This is a genomic window from Sediminibacillus albus (genome assembly GCF_900101125.1).
Classification (GTDB): domain Bacteria; phylum Bacillota; class Bacilli; order Bacillales; family Amphibacillaceae; genus Sediminibacillus; species Sediminibacillus albus.
On record NZ_FNFL01000006.1, the window covers coordinates 31382 to 53066 of the forward strand.

The 21685-nt window shown below is 41.3% G+C and carries 17 protein-coding genes and 1 other annotated feature; of the genes, 4 read left to right on the forward strand and 13 right to left on the reverse strand.

Annotation, left to right across the window (positions count from 1 at the left end):
• Window positions 1-59: 59 nt before the first annotated feature.
• Both BLR93_RS14270 and BLR93_RS14275 read right to left on the reverse strand, forming a co-directional pair.
• The gene (locus BLR93_RS14270; protein WP_093215957.1) at window positions 60-1781 is read right to left on the reverse strand and encodes a GGDEF domain-containing protein; all 1722 of its coding nucleotides are present in this window, start codon (window positions 1779-1781) and stop codon (window positions 60-62) included.
• 92 nt (window positions 1782-1873) lie between these two features.
• Window positions 1874-3154: a bifunctional folylpolyglutamate synthase/dihydrofolate synthase gene (locus tag BLR93_RS14275; protein WP_093215960.1), complete on the reverse strand. Its 1281-nt coding sequence runs from the start codon at window positions 3152-3154 to the stop codon at window positions 1874-1876.
• Between the two features lie 180 nt (window positions 3155-3334).
• Between BLR93_RS14275 and BLR93_RS14280 the strand changes: the two genes are divergently transcribed.
• The 3 genes from BLR93_RS14280 to BLR93_RS14290 are packed head-to-tail and all read left to right on the forward strand — an operon-like array spanning window position 3335 to window position 5645.
• On the forward strand, window positions 3335-4231 hold the full coding sequence (locus BLR93_RS14280) for an ATP-grasp domain-containing protein (protein ID WP_093215962.1): 897 nt from the start codon (window positions 3335-3337) through the stop codon (window positions 4229-4231).
• Between the two features lie 17 nt (window positions 4232-4248).
• Window positions 4249-5109: an ATP-grasp domain-containing protein gene (locus BLR93_RS14285; RefSeq protein WP_093215965.1), complete on the forward strand. Its 861-nt coding sequence runs from the start codon at window positions 4249-4251 to the stop codon at window positions 5107-5109.
• Window positions 5110-5111: 2 nt separating this feature from the next.
• Window positions 5112-5645, forward strand: coding sequence for a GNAT family N-acetyltransferase (locus tag BLR93_RS14290; protein ID WP_175559381.1), 534 nt, complete (start codon window positions 5112-5114; stop codon window positions 5643-5645).
• Window positions 5646-5741: 96 nt separating this feature from the next.
• On the opposite strand, the gene BLR93_RS14295 is transcribed toward BLR93_RS14290, so the two are convergent.
• The 9 genes from BLR93_RS14295 to hemA form a co-directional block, all read right to left on the reverse strand.
• Window positions 5742-8396: a valine--tRNA ligase gene (locus tag BLR93_RS14295; protein ID WP_425440952.1), complete on the reverse strand. Its 2655-nt coding sequence runs from the start codon at window positions 8394-8396 to the stop codon at window positions 5742-5744.
• Window positions 8397-8477: 81 nt separating this feature from the next.
• Window positions 8478-8708 (reverse strand) — a binding site (T-box leader).
• Between the two features lie 413 nt (window positions 8709-9121).
• Window positions 9122-10141 (reverse strand): phosphotransferase, encoded by a 1020-nt coding sequence (locus BLR93_RS14305; RefSeq protein ID WP_093215973.1) that lies wholly within the window; start codon window positions 10139-10141, stop codon window positions 9122-9124.
• Between the two features lie 188 nt (window positions 10142-10329).
• The gene (gene spoVID / locus BLR93_RS14310) at window positions 10330-11412 is read right to left on the reverse strand and encodes a stage VI sporulation protein D (RefSeq protein WP_175559382.1); all 1083 of its coding nucleotides are present in this window, start codon (window positions 11410-11412) and stop codon (window positions 10330-10332) included.
• 170 nt (window positions 11413-11582) lie between these two features.
• Window positions 11583-12872, reverse strand: a complete 1290-nt coding sequence (gene hemL / locus BLR93_RS14315) for a glutamate-1-semialdehyde 2,1-aminomutase (RefSeq protein WP_093215978.1) — start codon at window positions 12870-12872, stop codon at window positions 11583-11585.
• A 17-nt stretch (window positions 12873-12889) separates the two neighbouring features.
• A complete protein-coding gene (gene hemB / locus BLR93_RS14320; RefSeq protein ID WP_093215981.1) occupies window positions 12890-13867 on the reverse strand; it encodes a porphobilinogen synthase in 978 nt (325 codons plus the stop codon).
• Window positions 13868-13872: 5 nt separating this feature from the next.
• Entirely contained in the window at window positions 13873-14667 is a 795-nt protein-coding gene (locus BLR93_RS14325; protein ID WP_093215983.1) for a uroporphyrinogen-III synthase, read from the reverse strand.
• Window positions 14667-15596, reverse strand: coding sequence for a hydroxymethylbilane synthase (gene hemC, locus BLR93_RS14330; RefSeq protein ID WP_093215986.1), 930 nt, complete (start codon window positions 15594-15596; stop codon window positions 14667-14669). Before hemC ends, BLR93_RS14325 begins: the two co-directional genes overlap by 1 nt.
• Window positions 15597-15670: 74 nt before the next feature.
• Window positions 15671-16489 carry a cytochrome C assembly family protein gene (locus BLR93_RS14335; RefSeq protein WP_093215988.1) on the reverse strand — a complete coding sequence of 273 codons (819 nt, stop codon included), beginning with the start codon at window positions 16487-16489 and terminating at the stop codon, window positions 15671-15673.
• Window positions 16490-16561: 72 nt separating this feature from the next.
• A complete protein-coding gene (gene hemA / locus BLR93_RS14340) occupies window positions 16562-17929 on the reverse strand; it encodes a glutamyl-tRNA reductase (protein ID WP_093215991.1) in 1368 nt (455 codons plus the stop codon).
• A 284-nt stretch (window positions 17930-18213) separates the two neighbouring features.
• Here hemA and BLR93_RS14345 point away from each other — a divergent pair, with 284 nt between their 5' ends.
• A complete protein-coding gene (locus BLR93_RS14345; protein WP_093215993.1) occupies window positions 18214-18699 on the forward strand; it encodes a LiaI-LiaF-like domain-containing protein in 486 nt (161 codons plus the stop codon).
• A 96-nt stretch (window positions 18700-18795) separates the two neighbouring features.
• On the opposite strand, the gene yihA is transcribed toward BLR93_RS14345, so the two are convergent.
• Together yihA and lon are read right to left on the reverse strand one after the other, a co-directional pair.
• Window positions 18796-19377, reverse strand: coding sequence for a ribosome biogenesis GTP-binding protein YihA/YsxC (gene yihA / locus BLR93_RS14350; protein ID WP_093215996.1), 582 nt, complete (start codon window positions 19375-19377; stop codon window positions 18796-18798).
• Entirely contained in the window at window positions 19364-21631 is a 2268-nt protein-coding gene (lon, locus tag BLR93_RS14355; RefSeq protein WP_425440953.1) for an endopeptidase La, read from the reverse strand. The genes yihA and lon overlap by 14 nt, the downstream gene beginning before the upstream one ends.
• Between the last annotated feature and the right edge of the window lie 54 nt (window positions 21632-21685).

Below are 21685 nucleotides of genomic sequence, written 5' to 3' on the forward strand. Positions count from 1 at the left end.
CTAGCTTGCTATTTCACCTAGAACCTGCTGCGCAAAGATTTGGCAGCAAGTCTTTTAAATTACTTCTCATAGACGGCAACCTTATTCCGTCCTTTTTGCTTTGCTCCGACATACATAGCTCTGTCAGCATGACGGACCATCTCCAATGGATCTTCACAATCATCCGGATAGGAGGCAATGCCAATGCTAGCTGTCATAAATACTTTTATCGTTTCCTCTTCGTCAAGAATATGGTCGGATACGTAGAATGGATCTTCTGAAATTGCCTTTCGAATAACTTCCGCAATAAATAAACAAGATGATTTGCTGGTTTTCGGTAAAAAAATGACAAATTCTTCCCCGCCGTAACGTGCTACTACTCCTTTTTGCCCGACAATTCTTGTTAATCGAGCTGCCAATTCTCTTAATATTTCATTTCCGCTCTGATGGCCATAAGTATCATTAATCGATTTAAAATGATCCATGTCCAGCAAAATCAGCGAAGCTGACTCCTTTATCGTACTCTTTTGCAGCGTTTCAAAGTATTCCAAAAGATGATCTTCAAAATATCTGAAATTATACAAACGGGTCAACGCGTCCCGCTCGCTTCTGGTTTTTGTTTCTTCATAGTTTTTGGCGTTTAGAATGGAGACTGCAAGATAATTAGTCAATATTCTTAACATCATGAATTGTGATTTTTCAAATGCCCGCTTCCTTTTAGAAACTAAAGTAATCACACCAACGACTTTATTATCCCTCTCCAGTGGTACGGAAATCAGACTTTCTCCGGGAATTTCCAAGTGTTTATCAACCAGTCCGATCCATTGTTTTCTTTTGTGGTAATGGACCCCCTGTTTATTTGCCCAGACATCCCCGCTGATTCCCTGGTGTCTATAAAGAATATCGATTTCCGGGAAATCGAGCTTTTGCTCTGCATCAATAAACCTCACCAGTCTTAGATAGGCCTCCTCCTGTACTTCATAGACCATCGTATAGTCAACGGGCAGCAGATCTTGAATCCGTTCGTTAAATAAATCAATAACCTCATTGACTTCCATTTGGGCTGTTAATTGATGTCCGATTTCGCTCGTTTTCTGGAGATGGAAATTCACTCTTTGGCTGGAATGATACATTCTTAAAATATAGGAAATACTGATTAGCGGAAAACCAATAAACAAAATAGCACTTGATCCATCTTGTACATAGAACATATATAGGATGAGGCCGATCGGAATGACAAGAATTAACGTATATGCTTCCCAGATAAGGCCGCGGTCAAAGAACTTCGTCTCTATTCCGTAAATCAACCTTTTTATCAACCGTAGTGTAAACTGATTTGTCATAAAAGAGGTAAAAATATAGCCGATAATCGGGACTATATTATCAGCGTTCTGTAATACATCTGCCCCGTTGCTGCCGCCAAGCAGCCAGTATACCGATGCAGAGATAAGTGAAACAAATAAAAACATAAGCAGATTCATCGGCAGCCTGAAGAACTCTTTCTTTCTGATCCTGATACCAGCGAGCAGGCATATAATCGCCACTTGTGTCAAAATGACCTCTATGAATAAACCATAGTATAAAAATACAGCTAGACTAACACCATTTATAAAAAATATCGGTGTTTGATTGACCACTATGGGGAATAAAGCTACACTGCACATCAGCAGGCCGAATAAAAGAATATCTACCCACTTTACCGGTACTTCAGGCGACCATTGCAGATATGTCAACCAGACTAATAAAGGCCATAGAAACAACCAAGCGATTGATAGACCAATTCTTTTATTTCTACTCACCATCTTCAGCAACTCCCCAAATTCTTCTATCACTTTCTTATCATGTCCAGTTAGGCCTTAAGACTTATTTTATTGATAACTTAAAAATACCACATTTATCCTCTATTAACAAAGAATTTTCTGACTAGTTCTATAAAATGCAAGGAACCTGTCACAAAAACTACTTTTCCCTCAGGCTCCTTCAGCTCAGATTTGACTAGTGAATGCCAGTCGGAAACTATCTCAGCGGAACCTGGCATAGCCATGCCTTTAAGCTGGTCCAGCCTGGCCGCTCTTTCATGCGAAAAAGTAGTCATATATACTCGGTCAAATGTTCCCAGCAGGGGCGGCAGCATATCTGTCAACTCTTTATCTTTAAACGCCGCGAATACTAAGTGCTTTACTTGATTTGGATAATACTGCTTGACGGTTTCCAAAAAAGACTCAATTCCTTCTGGATTATGGGCTGCATCTAGTATGACTGTCGGCTGTTCATATACCTTTTCAAATCTGCCTGCGATGGTTGTATGCAACAACCCCTTTAAAGCCTGTTTCCAGGTAAAAGGGAATTTTTCTTTTAGATATTCGACAGCCATGAGCGCCAATGCCGCATTGTCAACCTGATGATTCCCTTTCATCGTAATGGCGCATGGAAGCGATAGATTTCCGGCCACAAATTCAAAATCCTCTTTTATTTCGCTAACTGCTTTATTATTTACGGCAAAGTCATGTCCATAACGAAACACGGACGAACGGCAAGAAGCAGCTTCAGCCAGAATTATCTCTTCAGCTTCCCCAGGAACCCTGCCTAGGATAACTGGTATCCCTTGTTTAATAATCCCTGCTTTGTGGCTGGCTATTTGAGCAATTGTATCACCTAAAAATCGTTGATGGTCTCTGCCTATGCTGGTAATAATCGCCACCAGCGGATCTATACAATTTGTTGCATCCTCCGTTCCACCCATGCCTGTTTCTATAATGCTAATCTGCGTCTCTTGAGCTAATATATAAATAGCTGCTACTACTTTTATTTCAAACTCGCTTGGTGGATTGTGCTGCTCATCCAAAGTTGATATGTATGGAAAAATAAGATTCATTGTATCGACAATCTTTTTGCTATCTATTGGTTTATTCCCAATCCGAATTTCCCCTTGCAGCCCTAATATACTTGGAGAAGTAAACGTACCCACTGTCCAACCGGACTGGACTAGCATATTTTCTATGTAGGCTATCGTAGAACCTTTTCCATTCGTTCCAGCTACGTGTATTGCTTTTAGCTGTTTTTCCGGTCTGCCCAGACTATTTAGTAAAAAATAAACTCTTTCCAATCCGGGTCTTATACCTATGTTACGTCTATCCGCCAAGAAGTCACTTACTTCTTCTACTTGTTTAAACATTTCTTTTCCTCCGCATACCGATTAAGTGATCCAACAAACTTCTATAGCTTTTAAATGTTGAATGAAAGTGCTTGTTACTTCAAAAACGTTGAAAACTTGCTTAAAATGAAACAGATATAATCTTAATTATCAAGAGCCTCATTATATACTATCATTAAAAGCTTTAAAAAGGAGAAGATCATGGTAAAATTTGGATGGGTGATTTATAACGGACATCTGCCTGGAAATAAGTTCAAAGACTTTGCAGAATGGATTCAGGAGGCTGCAGCTAAAAGAGATATTAACATGAGCATTATCAAAAATAACCACTTGATTCCTACGCTTTCTCAGGAAGGCGGGACAATCACCAGTTTATCGGGAGGTCCCAAGCCCGATTTTGTCGTTTTTGGCGATAAGGATATTCTGCTGGCAAAACAGCTGGAGTTAACGGGGATACCCGTTTTTAATAGTGCGGAAGCTATTGCTGTTAGCGATGATAAGGCAGCAGCTTATCAAATACTGGCTAATGAAAAACTCCCCATTCCAGAAACGCTCATCAGTCCGAAAGTATTTCCAGGCAGCACTGCAATTGAACAAGACAGCTTTTTGCAAGCAGGAAAAATATTAGATTTTCCGCTGATAATCAAGGAATCCTTCGGGTCATTTGGCGAACAAGTATATCTGGTCCACTCAAGCGGTGAAATGTTGGAAAAAATAAAAGAAATCGGCGATAAGCCATTTGTTCTGCAAAAGTTCATTTCTTCAAGCTTTGGGAAGGATTTGCGTTTAAACGTAGTAGGCAGCAAGGTAGTAGCCGCTATGAAACGGACTTCACATAGCGACTTCCGTGCAAATGTCAGTGCAGGGGGGGAGATGGAAAGCTACCAGCCTAATAGTGAAGAAAGCCAGTTAGCTATAGAAGCGACAAAAGCTATTGGCGCTGACTTTGCCGGAGTGGATTTATTATTTGGACCCGAAAATAAACCACTAATATGCGAAGTGAATTCCAACGCCCATATAAAAAACATATATAACTGTACAAAAATCAATGTAGCTGACCATATAATAGATTATATCATCGACAAACTAAGTAAATAAGACAAGGGGGGAGCTTAATGCGGAGAACTGGATGGATTATTTATGAAAAAGAAGATGCGGCAGCAAACAGTTCTTACATCGACTGGTTTATAGACGAATGCAGTAAACAGGGAATTTCCTTAATGTTGATTCTTCGCCATCAATTGACCATTGGAATCTTCTCACAAAGAACCGAAATAAAATTACATAATCAAATAGCTTCCCAGCCTGATTTTTGTGTAGTCCGGACAGTTGAACCTTTGTTGACCAGGCAGTTGGAATTACTCGGTATTCCAGTATTTAATCCATTTGATGTTTCTTTTAGCTGCAATAATAAAGCTATTACCCACCAACGAGTTGCACAGCTGGAAATACCCATGGTTGATACATCTTTTTGGCACTATCATCAATTAGGTGAACAGCTGCCAATTGCGCCTCCTTTCGTCATTAAAGAAGCGGATGGCAGGGGCGGGAAACAAGTCTACCTGGTGGAAAGCCTTCGGGAATGGCAGCAAACGTTACCGAGACTGTCAGCAAAAGATTTGCTTATCCAAGCATGTAATGTGCAGCGGGGGAAAGACTTGCGAATATTTGTTGTCGGCAAGGAAATTGTCGGTGCAGTGCTCCGCGAAAATGCCGAAGATTTTCGTGCTAACTTCAAACTTGGGGGTAGTGCATCCTACTATCCTATTTCTGCACAAGAAAAAGAACTTGTACAAAAAATTATTAATGACTTTTCGTTTGGAATGGTAGGAATTGACTTTTTATTTGACACAGCTGGCGGCCTGCTATTCAATGAAATTGAAGATGTGGTCGGAAGCAGAACGCTAAGTAAGGTGAGCTCGGTCAATTTATTAGAGAAATATGTGTCTTTCATTAATGAACAAATAGGAGGGTAATCTTGATCACTATCAGGCAGGCTGTCCAACAGGATGTCAAAGCAATTGCAAAAGTAAGTGTTGATTCTTGGTTGACCACTTATCAGGGAATTTTGCCAGAAAATGTGCTTAATAAGGTTTCCTATCAACAACGGAAAATTGCCTGGCAAAAACGGCTTTCGGACTCTAGCCATTATCTTTTCGTTGCAGAAACACATGAAGGAGTAGTAGGATTCATTAACGGAGGAAAAGAACGAACAAACAACTATCCATTCACAGGGGAAATTTACAGTTTTTACATACTAAAAGAGTATCAGCGCAGGAAAATTGGTGTCCAGCTTATGGACACGCTCGTCCAGCGATTTTTAGATGATGGAACTGACTCTATGCTTGTCTGGGTACTTGAGGATAATCCATCGAGAAAATTTTATGAGTCCTTTTGTGCAAGCTGTGTCGATAAGCAGTTGCTAGAGGAACTAGATGTTCATGAAATAGCCCTCGGCTGGTCATATCTCCAAAAACTTTCTACAAATCTCAACAAAATTATCAATGGTTAAAAAAAGTCTGTCCAACAAATCGGACAGACTTTTTGTTTAGTTATTCCATTTTATTAAAAACACCTGTTAAGCGGCGTAAGGGCGTGTTCGCCCTTATTAAGACTGAAGTTCTTTTAGGCGGGTTTCGACTTTTGTACGTTTTTCTAAATAATCTTTTTGCTTTTGTTTTTCTTCTTCGACAACTTTCTCAGGCGCTTTTTTTACAAAACCTTCGTTAGAAAGTTTTTTCTCGACTCTTTCCACCTCTTTATTCCACTTTTCTAATTCATTTTGCAGACGTTCTACTTCTTTTTCAATATCGATTAACCCTTCCAGCGGTAAATATAACTCTGCTCCAGTGATTACAGAAGACATTGCTTTTTCAGGTGCCTCAATGCTAGTAGCTATCCTCAACTCATTTGTGTTACAAAAACGCTCCAAGTAATGGCGGTTTTTCTCTAATTTTTCGGCAATCTCCTGATTTTCCGTCTGTACTAGCAGCTGAACTTGTTTTGACATCGGCGTGTCGACCTCTGCGCGGATGTTTCTTACCGATCGAATGATCGCTACGAGCTGCTGCATCTCTTGCGATGCTGCTTCATTATGGAAATCCTCCCTTACAACCGGCCATGGAGCCCGAGTAATGGACTCTCCTTCATGTGGAAGGTGCTGCCAAATCTCTTCTGTAATAAATGGCATAAATGGATGAAGCATCCGCATCGTTTGATCCAGTACATAAGCAAGAACCGATCTTGTTGTCTGCTTGGCTGTTTCATCTTCCCCGTATAGTGGGAGCTTAGCCATCTCGATATACCAATCACACAATTCATCCCAAATGAAATTATATAAGTGGCGGCCGGCTTCTCCAAATTCATATTTATCAGTATTCTTGGTGACTTGTTCGATCGTTTCATTCAGCCTGGTTAGTATCCACTCATCAGCAACCGATTTTTCTCCTGATAAATCTATATCTTTGTATGCGATGTCGCCCATATTCATTAATGCGAACCTGGAAGCATTCCAAATTTTGTTGGCAAAGTTCCACGTAGATTCGACTTTTTCCCATTGGAATCGCAAATCCTGGCCAGGCGTAGTCCCTGTCGACAGGAAGTAGCGTAGCGAATCAGCGCCGTATTTATCTATAACATCCATAGGGTCGACTCCATTGCCAAGAGATTTACTCATCTTCCTGCCGTCTGCAGCCCTCACTAGCCCATGAATTAATACGTCATTAAATGGACGCTGCCCGGTAAATTCAATGGATTGGAAGATCATCCGCGCTACCCAGAAGAAAATGATGTCATATCCGGTAACTAGTACATTGGTTGGGAAAAATCGCTTAAAGTCCTCTGCTTCGGTATCTGGCCAATGCATGGTAGAGAATGGCCATAATGCGGAAGAAAACCATGTGTCCAGCACATCATTATCCTGTTCCCAATTCTCTGCATCTTCCGGAGCGTCTTTACCAACATACATCTCTCCGGTTTCTTTGTGATACCAGGCGGGAATTCGATGCCCCCACCATAGTTGACGTGAAATACACCAGTCACGGATATTTTCCATCCAATTTAAATACGTCCGTTCAAAACGGTTAGGAACAAAATTAACTTTTTCTCCCTGCTTATTCTGTAGGTCGACAGCAGCGTCAGCTAATGGCTGCATTTTGACAAACCATTGGGTCGATAAATAAGGCTCTACTACAGCCCCGCTTCGTTCAGAATGTCCAACTGAATGCATATGCTCTTCTATTTTGAACAGTACGTCTTCTTCCTGTAAATCCTTTACTAGCTGTTTTCGGCATTCAAAGCGATCCATGCCTTCGTATTTACCAGCTTTTTCATTCATCGTGCCATCTTCATGCATTACCAGAATCCTCGGTAAGCTATGCCGGTTGCCAATTTCAAAGTCATTTGGATCATGAGCGGGTGTAATTTTAACAGCCCCGGAACCGAAATCCATGTCAACATAATCATCAGCAACTATTTCAATTTCCCGGCCAACTATTGGCAAAACTACCTGTTTTCCAATAAGATGCTGATAGCGTTCATCATCAGGGTGAACTGCCACCGCTGTATCACCAAGCATGGTTTCCGGTCTTGTGGTTGCAATTTCAATATGCCCTGTTCCATCTTTTAACGGATACTTCATATGATAAAAGTGGCCTTGTACTTCCTCATGAATGACTTCAATATCAGATAATGCTGTTTTGGTCGTAGGGTCCCAATTGATGATATATTCTCCGCGGTAAATCAATCCTTTTTCATACAAGGACACGAATACTTCCTTTACTGCCTCGGATAGGCCTTCATCCAATGTAAATCGCTCGCGGGAATAGTCGAGTCCCAATCCCAATTTGGACCATTGTTCGCGAATGAAATCAGCATATTCGCCTTTCCACTCCCAAGCCTTTTCTATAAACGCTTCCCGGCCTAAATCATACCTGCTTTGTCCTTGATCCTTTAATTTTGCTTCAACCTTTGCCTGTGTAGCAATCCCTGCGTGATCCATACCGGGAAGCCAGAGCACATCGTACCCCTGCATCCGTTTAATTCTGGTAATGATATCCTGCAAAGTTGAATCCCATGCATGGCCGATATGCAGCCTTCCTGTTACATTTGGCGGTGGGATCACAATCGTAAACGGGTCCTTCCCTTTGTCTCCATCCGCTTCAAAATATTTTCCTTCGAGCCAAAATTTATAACGGTCTTTTTCGACAGCACTAGGATCATATTTCGGGGGCAAGGATACTTCCTGTTTCTTTTCCTCCATCATTGGTTACCTCCTGGTTAAAATAAATAGCCGTGTCTCGGGAGTTAATTACTGGTAAAGTAAAATAAAAAAGTCCTTTCATCCATAAAGGACGAAAAGGACTTTGCTTCCGTGGTACCACCTTTGTTTACAGGCAAAATACTGCCCATACACTTGAATGCTTTAACGGCTGACAACCGGCTTCTCCTACTAACAGGTTCAAAGAAGCTGTATCCCGGGCGACCTTCCAAAGCAGCAATCCTGGAAAACCTTTCAGCTGGCGGCTTTCCTCTCTTTAGGTGGATGCTTTGTACTCTTCCCGATCACGACATTTAATCTTGTTAAATTTATATTAGTTATTTTATCCAAAATGGTGCCATCAAGTCAACCTAAAGATAAAAAGATTAAATGTTTTTAGCAAAAGCCCTGCTTATAGGTAAGCAGTAGATTTAGAATCGCTTCACCACACTTTTACACAATTCTCACGTTAATTGTAGTTAAATTGTAGCGAAATCGTCACCGGGCTCATAGAATACACCAAAAGAAAAAAAGGGGTGAAATAACTTGGCGCGCTTTTATCGTTACAAACTCCCCCCCTGGTGCAGATATTGGTTGGTAGTATGCGAGAGGGCTACACTGCCAATAATGATCTTTCAATTAATCAGGACGTTGTTCTTTCCAACTACACTGGATGTATTCTTGCTAGGCCTGTTCGTAGGATTATTCGTGGCTTTTTATATGGAATGGATTTAATCTTCCTGTAATTGCTCTTCAAGAATCTTTTCCCGCTGTTCATACAGGATGCCCTGCAGCTTTAGCCCATGAATAAGACGGCGGTGCGCCCTTTCCAAATCTCTCACTTGAAAAGGGAGCGCTTTGTCTGATTGCTGTTGTAGATTTTTCTCAACCAATTCCAGATAAGAGGAAGGGTTCAATAGCAATATGGCAAGTAAAGATTTCTCGCTTAACAATAGTGGGTTTCTTTTTTCGTATAAAGGAAAAAAATTCATCACTTCACTAAATAAACTATCGTGGTACTGAAATTCATTATTGAAATAGATAACTAAATCATGAACGGGATTACCTGTAAATGAATGCTCCCAATTTACTAGATAACCGTTATCTTTAATAGTCAGGATATGCGAAGAACGGAGATTACCGTGGCATAAGCATTTCCGCTGGCGATTATCTGCCTGGATATCTTCAAGATAATAGTCCAGCCAGGATTCCAATTGAGTGAAGGCTCGCTCTATGTCGCGATAATGGGTGCAGACCTGTAATTCAAATGGAGACATAAACCTTCTTGCTTCAAACCGTTCCACATACTCCAGCAATTTTCTCCTATTTGCACGGACTTGCTGCGACTGGCCTGCTACTATCTCTTGGACATCGGCAAACAATATGTCATTTTCCTGTATTGTCTGTTTATGAATCGAAGAAATTTCTCTAAAAAAAGCTTCGATGCCATGAACAGGTTCATCTCTTTCCATAGTTTCCTGCCATGGTGTTAAGTAATAATAGCTTCCCTGGTGTTGCACAAACAGTTCTCCCCGGCTAGTCATATAAACAGGCACTACCGCTTTAAGTTCATGGCGGTATGCTTGTTGGTATGCATTCCTCCAGTTTACAGCCTGATGGGGATTCAGCCGGGAACGTTTTAAGGCGAACGTATAGTTATAGGTATGGACCTTATAAAGCCGGTTGGTCATTTGTACGATTTCGGCGGGGCCGATGTCATATTCTTTCAGGACTTGTTTTAACTCTTCCAATGCTCAATCACCCCCAAACTTTCTGCCATATTTTTAAATGCCGGCACCCCACTTAGGGAATGAACAGACAACCAAGCGGTGAGCAAATCCCCGAGGAAAATAACCCTTATGGAAGTATAGAAACAAAATAAATCCCTTGACCGCTTACTTCTGGCAAGGGATTACTTCGCAAGATTACTGGAACAGTTTTATTTCTTAGCCGGAATATAAAGAATTTGTCCTTCAGTAATATCTTCATCGCCAAGTCGGTTCGACTTTGAAATATGAAGAGGAGAGATTTTATATTTTTCCGCCAAGGAAGCTAGCGTATCACTTTCCTGGACAATGCACATTTTCATACTAGTAAAACGTTCTTCTTTGTTCTCGAATATATTTAGTAAATATCTGGTATCCTGAGCATCCTCACGGTCTTTTTCCAGCTCATCCGGAGATTCATATGATTCTTCCGTTTCACTGTAATAAACTTCTTCCTCTCCTTCTGTTTCTTCCAGTTTTTCTTCGCCATCCAGTTTACCGAAAAATTCAGCCAATGATTGCGTCTTTTTTTTCCATCGGTCTTTATCTGGTTGCTGCTCGGAAACTTCAGTGTTTAGTTCGGGGGCAATTTCTTTTTCTGTATCCGCATCGGCTGATTCCGGACTTTCAACTTCCGTTTCCTCTTCAGCTTTTTCTTTCACATCAAACCGGAATACTTCTTCTTGTTTCTCCATGGCTGTATCGCCATTAGCTAACTCTTCTTCGGCTAATGATGGCGTTCTCTCCTCCTGCTGCTCGGAGGTATCCTCTTCCTCGTCCATGGATGCAAACCCTTGTTCTGGTTTTTCCCGAGGCTCTACCACTCCATGAATCGCAAGTGAAGCATTCAGTTTTAACTGATTCGATTCCGGGAGTTCATAATCGAAAGATTCAATACCGACCATGACATCTTCTAAAGAATGGACACGGTATTTAGGTATAGACACTTCCACAGGAAAATGATGAAAAAATTCATTGACACCATCTTCATAAGTTTCTATACGATCTACCAGACGATAAGATGGATGATCATGAAAGGGATCCGAGTCTTCTTCGAAATTCCCATGTTTGCTAACCTGGAAGTATTCCCCTTTTAGCTCGATGACCCCCCTGACAGACACAAAATCACCCATCTCCTGTATAGATATTTCCGGCTCTAAGGATATACCCATCATCTCATCAACTTCCTGTCCCTTTTTAAACCAGACAGATTCATTCAAATCAAAAGTAAAAACAGATTGACCATCTTCTGTCAACATTTACTCCTCCCTTCAAAATCCCATAGACCTCGAACAATCTCCTCCCTTCAGATATATGAGCATTCCACGAAAAATATACCAGTGTTTAGTAGAGGCTGGCTCCAACTTAGTTTATCCTGCATAATAATAGCCCTGCAGGTAAACCTGCAGGGCTAGGGTGAATTTCTTTAGTTATTTATCTTTTCAAATGCTTTTCTTACTGCTTGAATTGTTTTTTCGATATCCTCATCTGTATGAGCTGTAGAAAGAAAGATTCCTTCAAATTGGGATGGCGGCAGGAAAATACCTTCGTCGATCATCGTCCGGTAATAGCTGGCAAAATGGTCTAAGTTGGCTGATTTGGCCGTTTGATAGTTAACTACCCCTTCATGGGTAAAGAAGATACCAACCATAGACCCTGCACGGTTTATGTTTATCGGCACATTAAAGTCTACTGCTGCCTGTTTATACCCTTCTACAAGCTTGTCTACCTTGGCACTGATCTGCTGGTAAGCAGCTTCATCCATGGCGCTCAATGTTTCATAACCAGCCGTCATTGCCAACGGATTACCTGACAGCGTACCAGCCTGATAAATATCTCCCACGGGCGCGATCCGTTCCATAATTTCCCGCTTACCGCCATATGCGCCGACTGGCAGTCCGCCCCCTATTACTTTGCCTAAGCACGTAAGGTCAGGAGTGACTCCGTAATAACCCTGGGCACATTCATAACCGACTCGAAAGCCTGTCATTACTTCATCAAAAATTAAAAGCGTACCATTTTCGGCAGTAATCTGGCGAAGCTCCTGTAAAAAGCTTTCTGCTGGAGGAACTACGCCCATATTGCCTGATACAGGTTCCACTATAACAGCCGCCAAGTCATCTCCGTATTGTTCAAAAGCATAACGGACACTTTCTGTATCATTATATGGCACAGTAATCGTATTTTCAGCAATCGATTCCGGTACTCCCGGACTATCTGGCAGCCCTAGTGTTGCAACCCCTGATCCCGCTTTTATCAACAATGAATCACCGTGGCCATGGTAATTTCCTTCAAATTTTAAAATCTTATCCCTTCCAGTATAACCACGAGCTAAGCGCAACGCACTCATCGTTGCTTCTGTTCCCGAGTTCACCATGCGAACCATTTCAATCGAGGGAACCCGATCGATAACCAGCTTGGCTAGCTTATTTTCAATTTCAGTAGGGGCGCCAAAGCTAGTACCAAGTGCAGTCACTTCATTTAGTTTATTCACAACCCGGTCATCCGCATGGCCTAGGATCAGTGGTCCCCAGCTTAGCACATAATCGATATACTCGTTTCCGTCAATATCCCAAATTCTCGAGCCTTTTCCCCGTTCCATAAATAACGGGTCCATACCAACGGATTTAAAGGCCCTTACCGGAGAATTCACCCCACCAGGCATTAGGTCGACAGCTTCTTTATAAGCATCCTTAGAACGATCAAAATTTCCCATTTTACACAACCTCCAACTTATTCATTTAACCATTTTGCTGCGTCTTTAGCGAAATAAGTGACAATCAAATCTGCTCCTGCCCGTTTCATAGATGTCAATTTTTCCAATACCAATTCTTTCTCGTTGATCCAGCCATTTTGGGCTGCCGCTTTTACCATCGAATATTCCCCGCTAACATTATAGGCGACAAGAGGTGCATTAAAGCGATCTTTCACTTCGCGCATAATATCCAGGTAAGCCAAGGCCGGCTTTACGATTAAGAAGTCGGCGCCTTCCTCCATGTCAGATTCCGCTTCCCGCAATGCTTCCAGCCGGTTAGCCGGGTCCATTTGGTACGTCTTTCTATCGCCGAATTGCGGCGTGCTTTCTGCAGCATCGCGGAAAGGGCCATAGAAAGAGGAAGCATATTTAACAGCGTAGGACATAATTGGGATATTGCTATAGCCCGCTTCATCCAAGCCTTTGCGAATAGATGCCACAAAACCGTCCATCATATTGGAAGGCGCGATGATATCCGCCCCAGCCTTTGCCTGACTGACTGCTGTTTCCACCATTAATTGCAAAGAAGCATCATTATTCACATCTCCATCTTCAATTACGCCGCAATGCCCATGGGAAGTGTACTCGCAGAGGCACGTGTCGGCAACTGTAATTAATTCCGGTACCTCTTGCTTTATTTTTCGCAATGCTTGCTGGACAATTCCGGTTTCGCAATAAGCCTGGCTCCCCTGTTCATCTTTTTGTTTAGGAACGCCAAACAACAGGACAGAGCGGATTCCTAACTGGACTAATTCGTGCATTTCAGAAGTCAGGTTATCTAACGACACTTGAAAGACGCCAGGCATCGATGAAACTTCTTTCTTGATGTTGTCTCCTTCGACAACAAAAATAGGATAAATTAAATCATCCGTTGATAGCTGTGTTTCTCTTACTAAAGCTCTCATTGCAGTAGAGTTTCTTAACCGGCGATGTCTTTTAAAATTAGAATCTTGCATGTAATTCACCTTATTCCTTTCGCATGGAAGTATCTGTTCATTGTTTCAATCATGCCATCAATCGTGTACTCCTCAGGCACCAGTATATTTTTGAAGCCGTGTTTAACAGCCGCCTCTCTTGTTGTAGGACCAATACATACACACAAACCTTCTTCTTTAATCCGGCGCTGCAGCGACTCTGCAGCGGCTGTAAGCCAAATAAAAGCTTTTACAGTGGATGGACTTGTAAAAGTGTATGCATCTAATTTTTCCTGATCAATATAAGTTAACAGCGTTTCCTGGACATCTTCATTAATTAGCGTATCATATACGACCGCTTTCTGAAAAAAAACTTGCTGTTCTGATAGCTGATACGCAATGTCCTCCCTTGAGAGACCCCCAGCAGCAAGTAGGACTTTACCGGGAGACGCATATTGTTCCAAAAATTCACTTACCATTTTATCTCCCGCAAATTCGTTAGGGATAAAATGAACAGGAAAACCTAACTTATGTAACTTACTTTCTGTTTTCCTGCCTACTACAGCAAACTTCATATAGTTAAGGGAGGATATATCTATATTATAATCATTTAATTGTTCGAAAAAAAACTTCACGCCATTGGCACTTGTAAAAAACACCCATGTAAATTCGTGAAGTCGGTTAAATATCATTCGATTTGGTTCGGAAATACGTTTATGGAATGTAAGAAGCGGAACCATATACGGGATGGCATCCGCTTTCTTCATTTTTTTCGCAAAAACGTCGGCTTGCTCTTTACTTCGTGTAATTAAAATTTTCCTGCCAGAGAGAAACTTGTCCATTACTGGTCAAGCTCCTCTCTAGCTTCATCAACGATTTCTTGTGCGCCGCGTTTTTTCATTCGAACGGCTGCTTCCTTCCCAACTTCTACAGGGTCTTTCCCCCGGACAACTTCCTTAAGAACTGTTTTTCCGTCTGAAGTAGCAACGAGAGCCGTCAATATGACCTCTTCTTCCTCCATGTATGCATAGCCGGCTATCGGAATTTGGCATCCTCCGTTAAGCAAATGTAAAAATGTCCGCTCAGCAGCCACTGTGTGGGCAGTGTACTCATCATTGATTTTACTTAGCAGTTCTCTCAACTCCTGATCGTCCTCACGGCATTCAATAGCTAAAGCTCCCTGTCCTACTGCAGGAACACACAGCTCTGGATCAAGGAATTCAGTAACAATTTCTTCTCCCCATCCCATCCGGATGAGTCCGGCTGCTGCCAACACGATTGCATCATAGTCTTCTTCCTCTAGCTTTCTAAGCCTCGTCTCGATATTTCCACGAATTGATTTAATTTGCAAATCAGGGCGCGCTGCTTTTACTTGTGCAGCCCGACGCAGGCTGCTTGTTCCCACGATCGCACCTTCCGGTAATTCTGAAAGCAGGATATCATTATTAGAAACAAAAGCATCCCGATGGTCTTCCCTGACCGGAATGGAAGAAATGGCCAACCCTTCTGGAAGCTCAGAAGGCATGTCTTTCATACTGTGTACAGCCATATCGATTTCTTTATCAAACATTGCTTGCTCTATTTCCTTGACAAACAAGCCTTTACCGCCCACCTTTGACAAGGTTACATCAAGAATTTTATCTCCTTTTGTCATTATTTTTTTAATTTCAAACTCATAAGGAGCCCCCGCCTTTTTGAGCTGGTCGATAACCCATTCGGTTTGAGTCAGTGCCAAATTACTCTTTCTGGAACCTATTACGATTTTGCGCATGTTTTGTCCTCCTGACAATGTAAACTATAATCTAATACGAAAAATATCGTTGCATCTATTTATCTATTCGGCAGTTAAAAATGAAAGCTAGACAATGTACTGAAAAGAAAGAAATTGATAAGCAGGAACAAAAAAGCTCCTGTATTGAACAAAGTGATTGACCTGCCCTGATATCCTTTGACAATCCTTAAAAATAAATGGACCATATAAACCATTAATACAAACAATGATCCTAATGTTTTAATATCATACCAGTAAAACTCTGCGCCAGAAGAATAAGCCCAGACGACTCCCAAAATAATCGAAATCATAAGAACCGGCACGCCAATGGTTACTGTCTGAAAAGATAGTTTGTCCAGGCGGTCCAATCCGCCAAACCGCTTTAACCACTTGTAGCCCTTCTTCTCCTTTAATAATCGATACTGCAATAAATACATCACCGAAAACAAGAAAGAAACAGTGAAAAAGCCATAAGATAGCAAAGCCAGGCTAATATGTGCTATTAACAGTTCACTAACTAAATGAACTCCCCGCTCCGTACCTTTGAATTGGGCTGTCGCTCCTATATGCAGCAGCATGATAAAAAACCCGAGCAAATTTGTGAAAAAGACGATGAAATCTACTCTGAAAAATTTATTTATTAGCAGGGAAAACGTCACTAATATCCAAGCATAAAAGTATAAACCATCATACATATTCAAGACAGGAAAACTATCTTCCTTTACTAGTTGATACAATAAAAAAAAGGTTTGTAAAATCCAAACCAAACTAAGCAACCAGAAGGCAGCACGATTCACCTTCCGGTTGTATTGGATAAAATCAATAAAGTATCCCATCACACTAGCGCCATATATGAGAAGGATAAGTTCATAAAGCCACTTCATTTCCAGCATATGGGAAATCCTTTCATTAATCAAACTCTAATCGCTACTTAAATCAACTTAGATAATACCGTTATGATTGTACTAGTTAGTGGATGCTTTTTGCAAAGCCGGAAAAGAAACTTCACCGCTGTTGCCAAAACTAATTACTTGGTTTCCCGGTTGTTTATTTATTTCTTCTTCGACCAATTCTTCTATACCGAAAATCTTCACAAACATTTGCAGGGACTCATCAGCATTGGGCTGGGCAGCCAATTCCTTTGCTTGTAAAATCGGTTGTTTCAACATTTGGTTAATGATACTCTTCGTATGCTTATTCAAAACTTTTTTCTCACGGTCCGAAAGATCCGGCATCTTACGTTCTATGCTTTTCATCGTTTCTGCTTGGATGGACAGAGCTTTTCCGCGTAATGCGGAAATAACAGGCACAACACCAATCGTTTGCAGCCAGTCATTAAATGCTACAATTTCTGCTTCAATCATTAACTCGATTGCTTCAGAAGCTGTTTTTCTTGTCTCCAGGTTAGCATCAACAATTCCTTGCAGATCATCAATATCATATAAAAACACACTGTCAAAATTACCAAGCTCGGGATCCAAATCCCGCGGCACAGCTATATCAACAAGAAATAAGGGTCGGCCTTTTCTCTGTTTGTGGACTGGCGCAAGTAGCTCTTTGTCCAAAACATAATCATTTGAACCCGTAGAACTAATTAGTATATCAGCATCTTTCAACGTTTCAGATAAGCTGTCGGTTGTTTTGGCCTGCCCATTAAATTGCTGGGCAAGTGTTTCGGCTTTTGCCAGCGTGCGGTTTATCACAGTCACTTTTTCTACTCCGGAGCCTTGAAGGTTTTTTGCTGCCAACTCGCCCATTTTGCCTGCTCCCAGAATGACGACATGCTTGTTTAACAAATCGCCAAAAATTTTCTTAGCCAGCTCTACCGCGGCATAACTTACGGATACAGCATTATCGCCGATTTCCGTGTCTTTGTGCGCCCGCTTTGCCAACGTTATTGCTTGCTTGAATAGCTCATTATAAATGGTACCGGTTGTCCCTGACTCCTGGGCAAGAAGAAAGGCTTCTTTCATTTGGCCCAGTATCTGGGTTTCTCCCAACACCATAGAATCAAGTCCGCTGGTCACTTTGAATAAATGTTCAATCGCACCATCGGCTTCATAAATGGCCAAATGTGGAGAGAAGAACTCCTTATCCGTGTTAAACCAGTTTGCTAAAAATTGTTTAATGTAATAACGCCCAGTGTGGACTTGATCTACTACTGCGTAAATCTCCGTCCGGTTGCAAGTGGAGATTATCACGTTCTCCAGCACACTTTTCTGCCCGTTTAAAGACTTCATTGCTTCAGCAACATTTTCTTCTTCAAATGTAAGCTTTTCCCTTACTTCCACAGGGGCTGTTCTGTGATTTATTCCGACGACTAAGATATGCACTTTTATCTACCCCCAATAATACATATAAATAAAAAACAGCGTATAGTTATCCTTTTATTCCAATAATTAATTAAAAGTCTTATAATTCCACTTTCATTATAACACGATAGATTTAACTATCTGATGAATTTTGTGAACAGAATTTGAAACTATATGTTAGGATATTACTGTAGTGTCAGCTCATCAACCATAAAATTAATCCTTTTGTACTTTATCATACACTTAGCATTTATTCAACAAATTAATACTAAATAATAATAATTATAATCTATGGAGGATTACCAGTGAAAAAACAACACATATTTACCGGTTTTTTATTAATCGGAATTGGGGTGTATTTTCTGCTGCGCCAGTTCCAAATACCTTTCTTTACAGACTTTTACTCATGGCCGACATTGTTAATGATTATAGGCATCGTCTTTCTATTCCATAGTTACTTTTCCAAAGAATATAAGAATTTATTCCCCGGAACAGTACTTCTTGGTCTTGGCCTGCATTTTTTTGGACTCCGCCATTACTCCTTCTGGATTGATCATTGGGGTATTTATCCATTAATCATTGGCATCGCCTTTTTGATAAGATTTCAAAAAACGAAAAACGGTTTACTGCCCGGTCTTATCTTATTAGCTGTCGCACTATTTGCCATCTTCTCTATGAACAAACCTGGCTGGTTTATGTGGGTCAATCGAGTGGCGGCTTTTTTAGAAACCTTCTGGCCGCTAACCCTGATAGTGGTCGGAGCTTATCTCTTATTCCGCAAGAAAGGATGATAATAATAAAAAAGAGCGGAAGTGTCCGAACTTGCTTCGAACTGCTACCGCTCTTTTTCAGCCTTTCATGATTGCTTTCGATAGGATAAAAAGTTTTCAAATGAATGATTCAATGGTTCTCCATGCTTCTTCTTTTCCTTCGGCCGTTTCAGATGAAAAGGGAAGGATGATGTCTTTCACGTCTGCATCCAACGTTTTTACTACTCTTTGCAAATGACTGGACCGTTTGTTCTTAGGAATTTTATCTAATTTCGTGGCGATCACAATAACAGGAAGTTCATAATGCTTTAAGAAGTTATACATCAGCACATCGTCTTCTGTTGGCTGGTGCCTTATATCCACAATAAGCACGGCAGCTTTCAGATTTTCCCGTTCCATAAAATATTCTTCCATCATTTCTCCCCATTTTGCCCGTTCCTTCTTAGAAACCTTCGCATAACCATAGCCAGGTACATCGACAAAATAAAAGCTTTCATTTATTTTATAAAAATTCAATGTTTGCGTTTTTCCTGGTTTTGATGAGGTTCTGGCAAGATTTTTACGGTTGATCATTTTATTGATAAAAGAAGACTTCCCCACATTCGATCTTCCTGCAAGTGCAATCTCCGGCAGCATATCACCGGGATATTGTTTTTTTGATACTGCACTAATAACGATTTCTGCCTCAGTTACTTTCATTGCTCTCCTCCGTTAATGCATGTTTCAACACTTCATCTAAATGCTCAACCGGGATGAATGTTAAATCTTCTCTGACGCTTTTAGGGATATCATCTAAATCCCGCTTGTTATCGGCAGGTATGATGATTGTTGTTAAACCAGCCCGATGCGCGCTGAGTGACTTTTCTTTTAATCCGCCGATTGGGAGCACACGCCCACGCAAGGTGATTTCTCCCGTCATACCAACTTCCCTCTTAACAGGACGGCCTGTCAAAGCAGAAACCAGAGCTGTAGCCATGGTAATCCCTGCAGAGGGTCCATCCTTAGGTGTCGCGCCTTCAGGAACATGGATATGAATATCGTTGTTCTCGTGGAAATCACGATCAATATTCAATTCCTCGGCTCTGGACCGAATGTAACTGAATGCAGCCTGGGCAGATTCTTTCATCACATCGCCAAGTTTCCCTGTCAACGTTAACTTACCTTTTCCAGGATATAATGATACTTCTATCGAAAGCGTGTCGCCGCCGGCTGAAGTATATGCCAAACCAGTTGCTGCTCCTACCTGGTTCACCTCTTCCATCCGTCCATAACGGAATAGTGGCTTTCCTAGCAGTGCTTCCAATTGCTTTTCCGTTACGACTACTCTCTTTTTGTTTTCGCTGACAATAATTTTGGCTGCCTTTCTGCATAAAGAAGCTAATTGTCTTTCCAGTCCTCGTACTCCTGCTTCCCTTGTGTAGGTACGGATTAACTTCGTTAAGGCTTCATCACGCAACTGAAGCTGGCCTTTATTAAGTCCATTTTCTTTCACCTGTTTAGGCAGTAAATGTTCCTTGGCAATATGCAATTTCTCCACTTCTGTATAACCGGCAATCGAAATAACCTCCATTCGATCCCGTAAGGGGCCAGGAATCGATCCCAGGTTATTGGCAGTGGCAATAAACATAACATTTGATAAGTCGTAAGTTTCTTCGATGAAGTGATCGCTGAAATTGCTGTTTTGTTCTGGATCAAGGACTTCAAGCATGGCTGAAGAAGGGTCTCCACGAAAGTCACTCGCCATTTTATCAATTTCGTCCAATAAGAAGATCGGATTAATTGTTTTCGCTTTCTTCATTCCTTGAATGATCCTTCCTGGCATAGCTCCTACATAGGTCCGCCGGTGACCGCGTATTTCTGCTTCATCGCGCACCCCGCCAAGGGAAATTCTCACAAAGTTTCGATTTATTGCCCGGGCAATCGATTTAGCCAATGACGTTTTCCCGACTCCCGGTGGACCAACAAGGCACAAAATAGGTCCCTTTATTGTTTTGGTAAGCTGTTGTACTGCCAGGTATTCAAGCACTCTTTCCTTTACTTTTTCCAGTCCGTAATGGTCCTCATCCAGGATTTTCTCTGCATGGTTCACATCTAAATTATCAGCTGTCTTGCTCGTCCACGGAATGGATAGCAGCCAATCCACATAGTTACGGATAACAGAGCTTTCCGCTGAGCTTTGTGGGACTTTTTCATAACGGTCAAGTTCCTTGTATGCTGTTTCCTGAATCTTTTCGGGCATATCGGAATTTTCAATTCGTTCTTTTAATTGAGTCACTTCGCTCGATTTGCCATCTTTATCGCCCAACTCTGTTTGAATGGCCTTCATTTGTTCTCTTAAATAATACTCTTTTTGGGTTTTTTCCATGGACTTTTTCACGCGCTGGCCGATTTTCTTCTCTAAATTGAGCACTTCTCGTTCGTTCGAAATAATGGTAATCAAACGGTTCAACCGCTCTTTTACATTTTCCATTTCTAATAATTCCTGCTTATCTTTCAGCTTTAAAGATAAATGCGAAGTGATTATATCAGCAAGCCGGCCGGATTCATCGATATCGGTCACTGTATCTAACGTTTCCTGGCTCACCTTCTTCGATATCTTTATGTACTGTTCAAATTGTTCAATTAAAGATCTCATTAATGCTTGTTCTTCATTTTTATCGCCTTTCATTTCCTTAAATTCCTGGATATCGACGATAAATTGATCATCATCTTCTACAAATTGAACTATTTCGCCCCGATAAAGCCCTTCAACAAGCACACGTATTGTCCCGTTGGGCAGCTTCAGCATCTGCTTCACTTTCGCCAACGTTCCAACCCTGTAAATATCATTGATCGCAGGTTCATCTACACTGCTTTCTTTTTGGGCTGCAAGAAATATACTTTGATCTTCCATCATCGCCTTTTCCAGAGCATTCACAGATTTTTCCCGGCCTACATCAAGATGCAAAACCATAGCTGGGAAAACTAATAAACCTCTTAATGGCAGGAGGGGAACTTGTACTTTGTT

Bases quoted from the DNA above. Each gene is read 5' to 3' on its own strand.
- BLR93_RS14270 (WP_093215957.1), bottom strand. From the start codon at position 1,781: ATGGTGAGTAGAAATAAAAGAATTGGTCTATCAATCGCTTGGTTGTTT.
- BLR93_RS14275 (WP_093215960.1), bottom strand. From the start codon at position 3,154: ATGTTTAAACAAGTAGAAGAAGTAAGTGACTTCTTGGCGGATAGACGT.
- BLR93_RS14280 (WP_093215962.1), top strand. From the start codon at position 3,335: ATGGTAAAATTTGGATGGGTGATTTATAACGGACATCTGCCTGGAAAT.
- BLR93_RS14285 (WP_093215965.1), top strand. From the start codon at position 4,249: ATGCGGAGAACTGGATGGATTATTTATGAAAAAGAAGATGCGGCAGCA.
- BLR93_RS14295 (WP_425440952.1), bottom strand. From the start codon at position 8,396: ATGATGGAGGAAAAGAAACAGGAAGTATCCTTGCCCCCGAAATATGAT.
- hemL (WP_093215978.1), bottom strand. From the start codon at position 12,872: ATGGGAAATTTTGATCGTTCTAAGGATGCTTATAAAGAAGCTGTCGAC.
- hemB (WP_093215981.1), bottom strand. From the start codon at position 13,867: ATGCAAGATTCTAATTTTAAAAGACATCGCCGGTTAAGAAACTCTACT.
- BLR93_RS14325 (WP_093215983.1), bottom strand. From the start codon at position 14,667: ATGGACAAGTTTCTCTCTGGCAGGAAAATTTTAATTACACGAAGTAAA.
- hemC (WP_093215986.1), bottom strand. From the start codon at position 15,596: ATGCGCAAAATCGTAATAGGTTCCAGAAAGAGTAATTTGGCACTGACT.
- BLR93_RS14335 (WP_093215988.1), bottom strand. From the start codon at position 16,489: ATGCTGGAAATGAAGTGGCTTTATGAACTTATCCTTCTCATATATGGC.
- yihA (WP_093215996.1), bottom strand. From the start codon at position 19,377: ATGAAAGTAACTGAGGCAGAAATCGTTATTAGTGCAGTATCAAAAAAA.
- lon (WP_425440953.1), bottom strand. From the start codon at position 21,631: ATGGTTTTGCATCTTGATGTAGGCCGGGAAAAATCTGTGAATGCTCTG.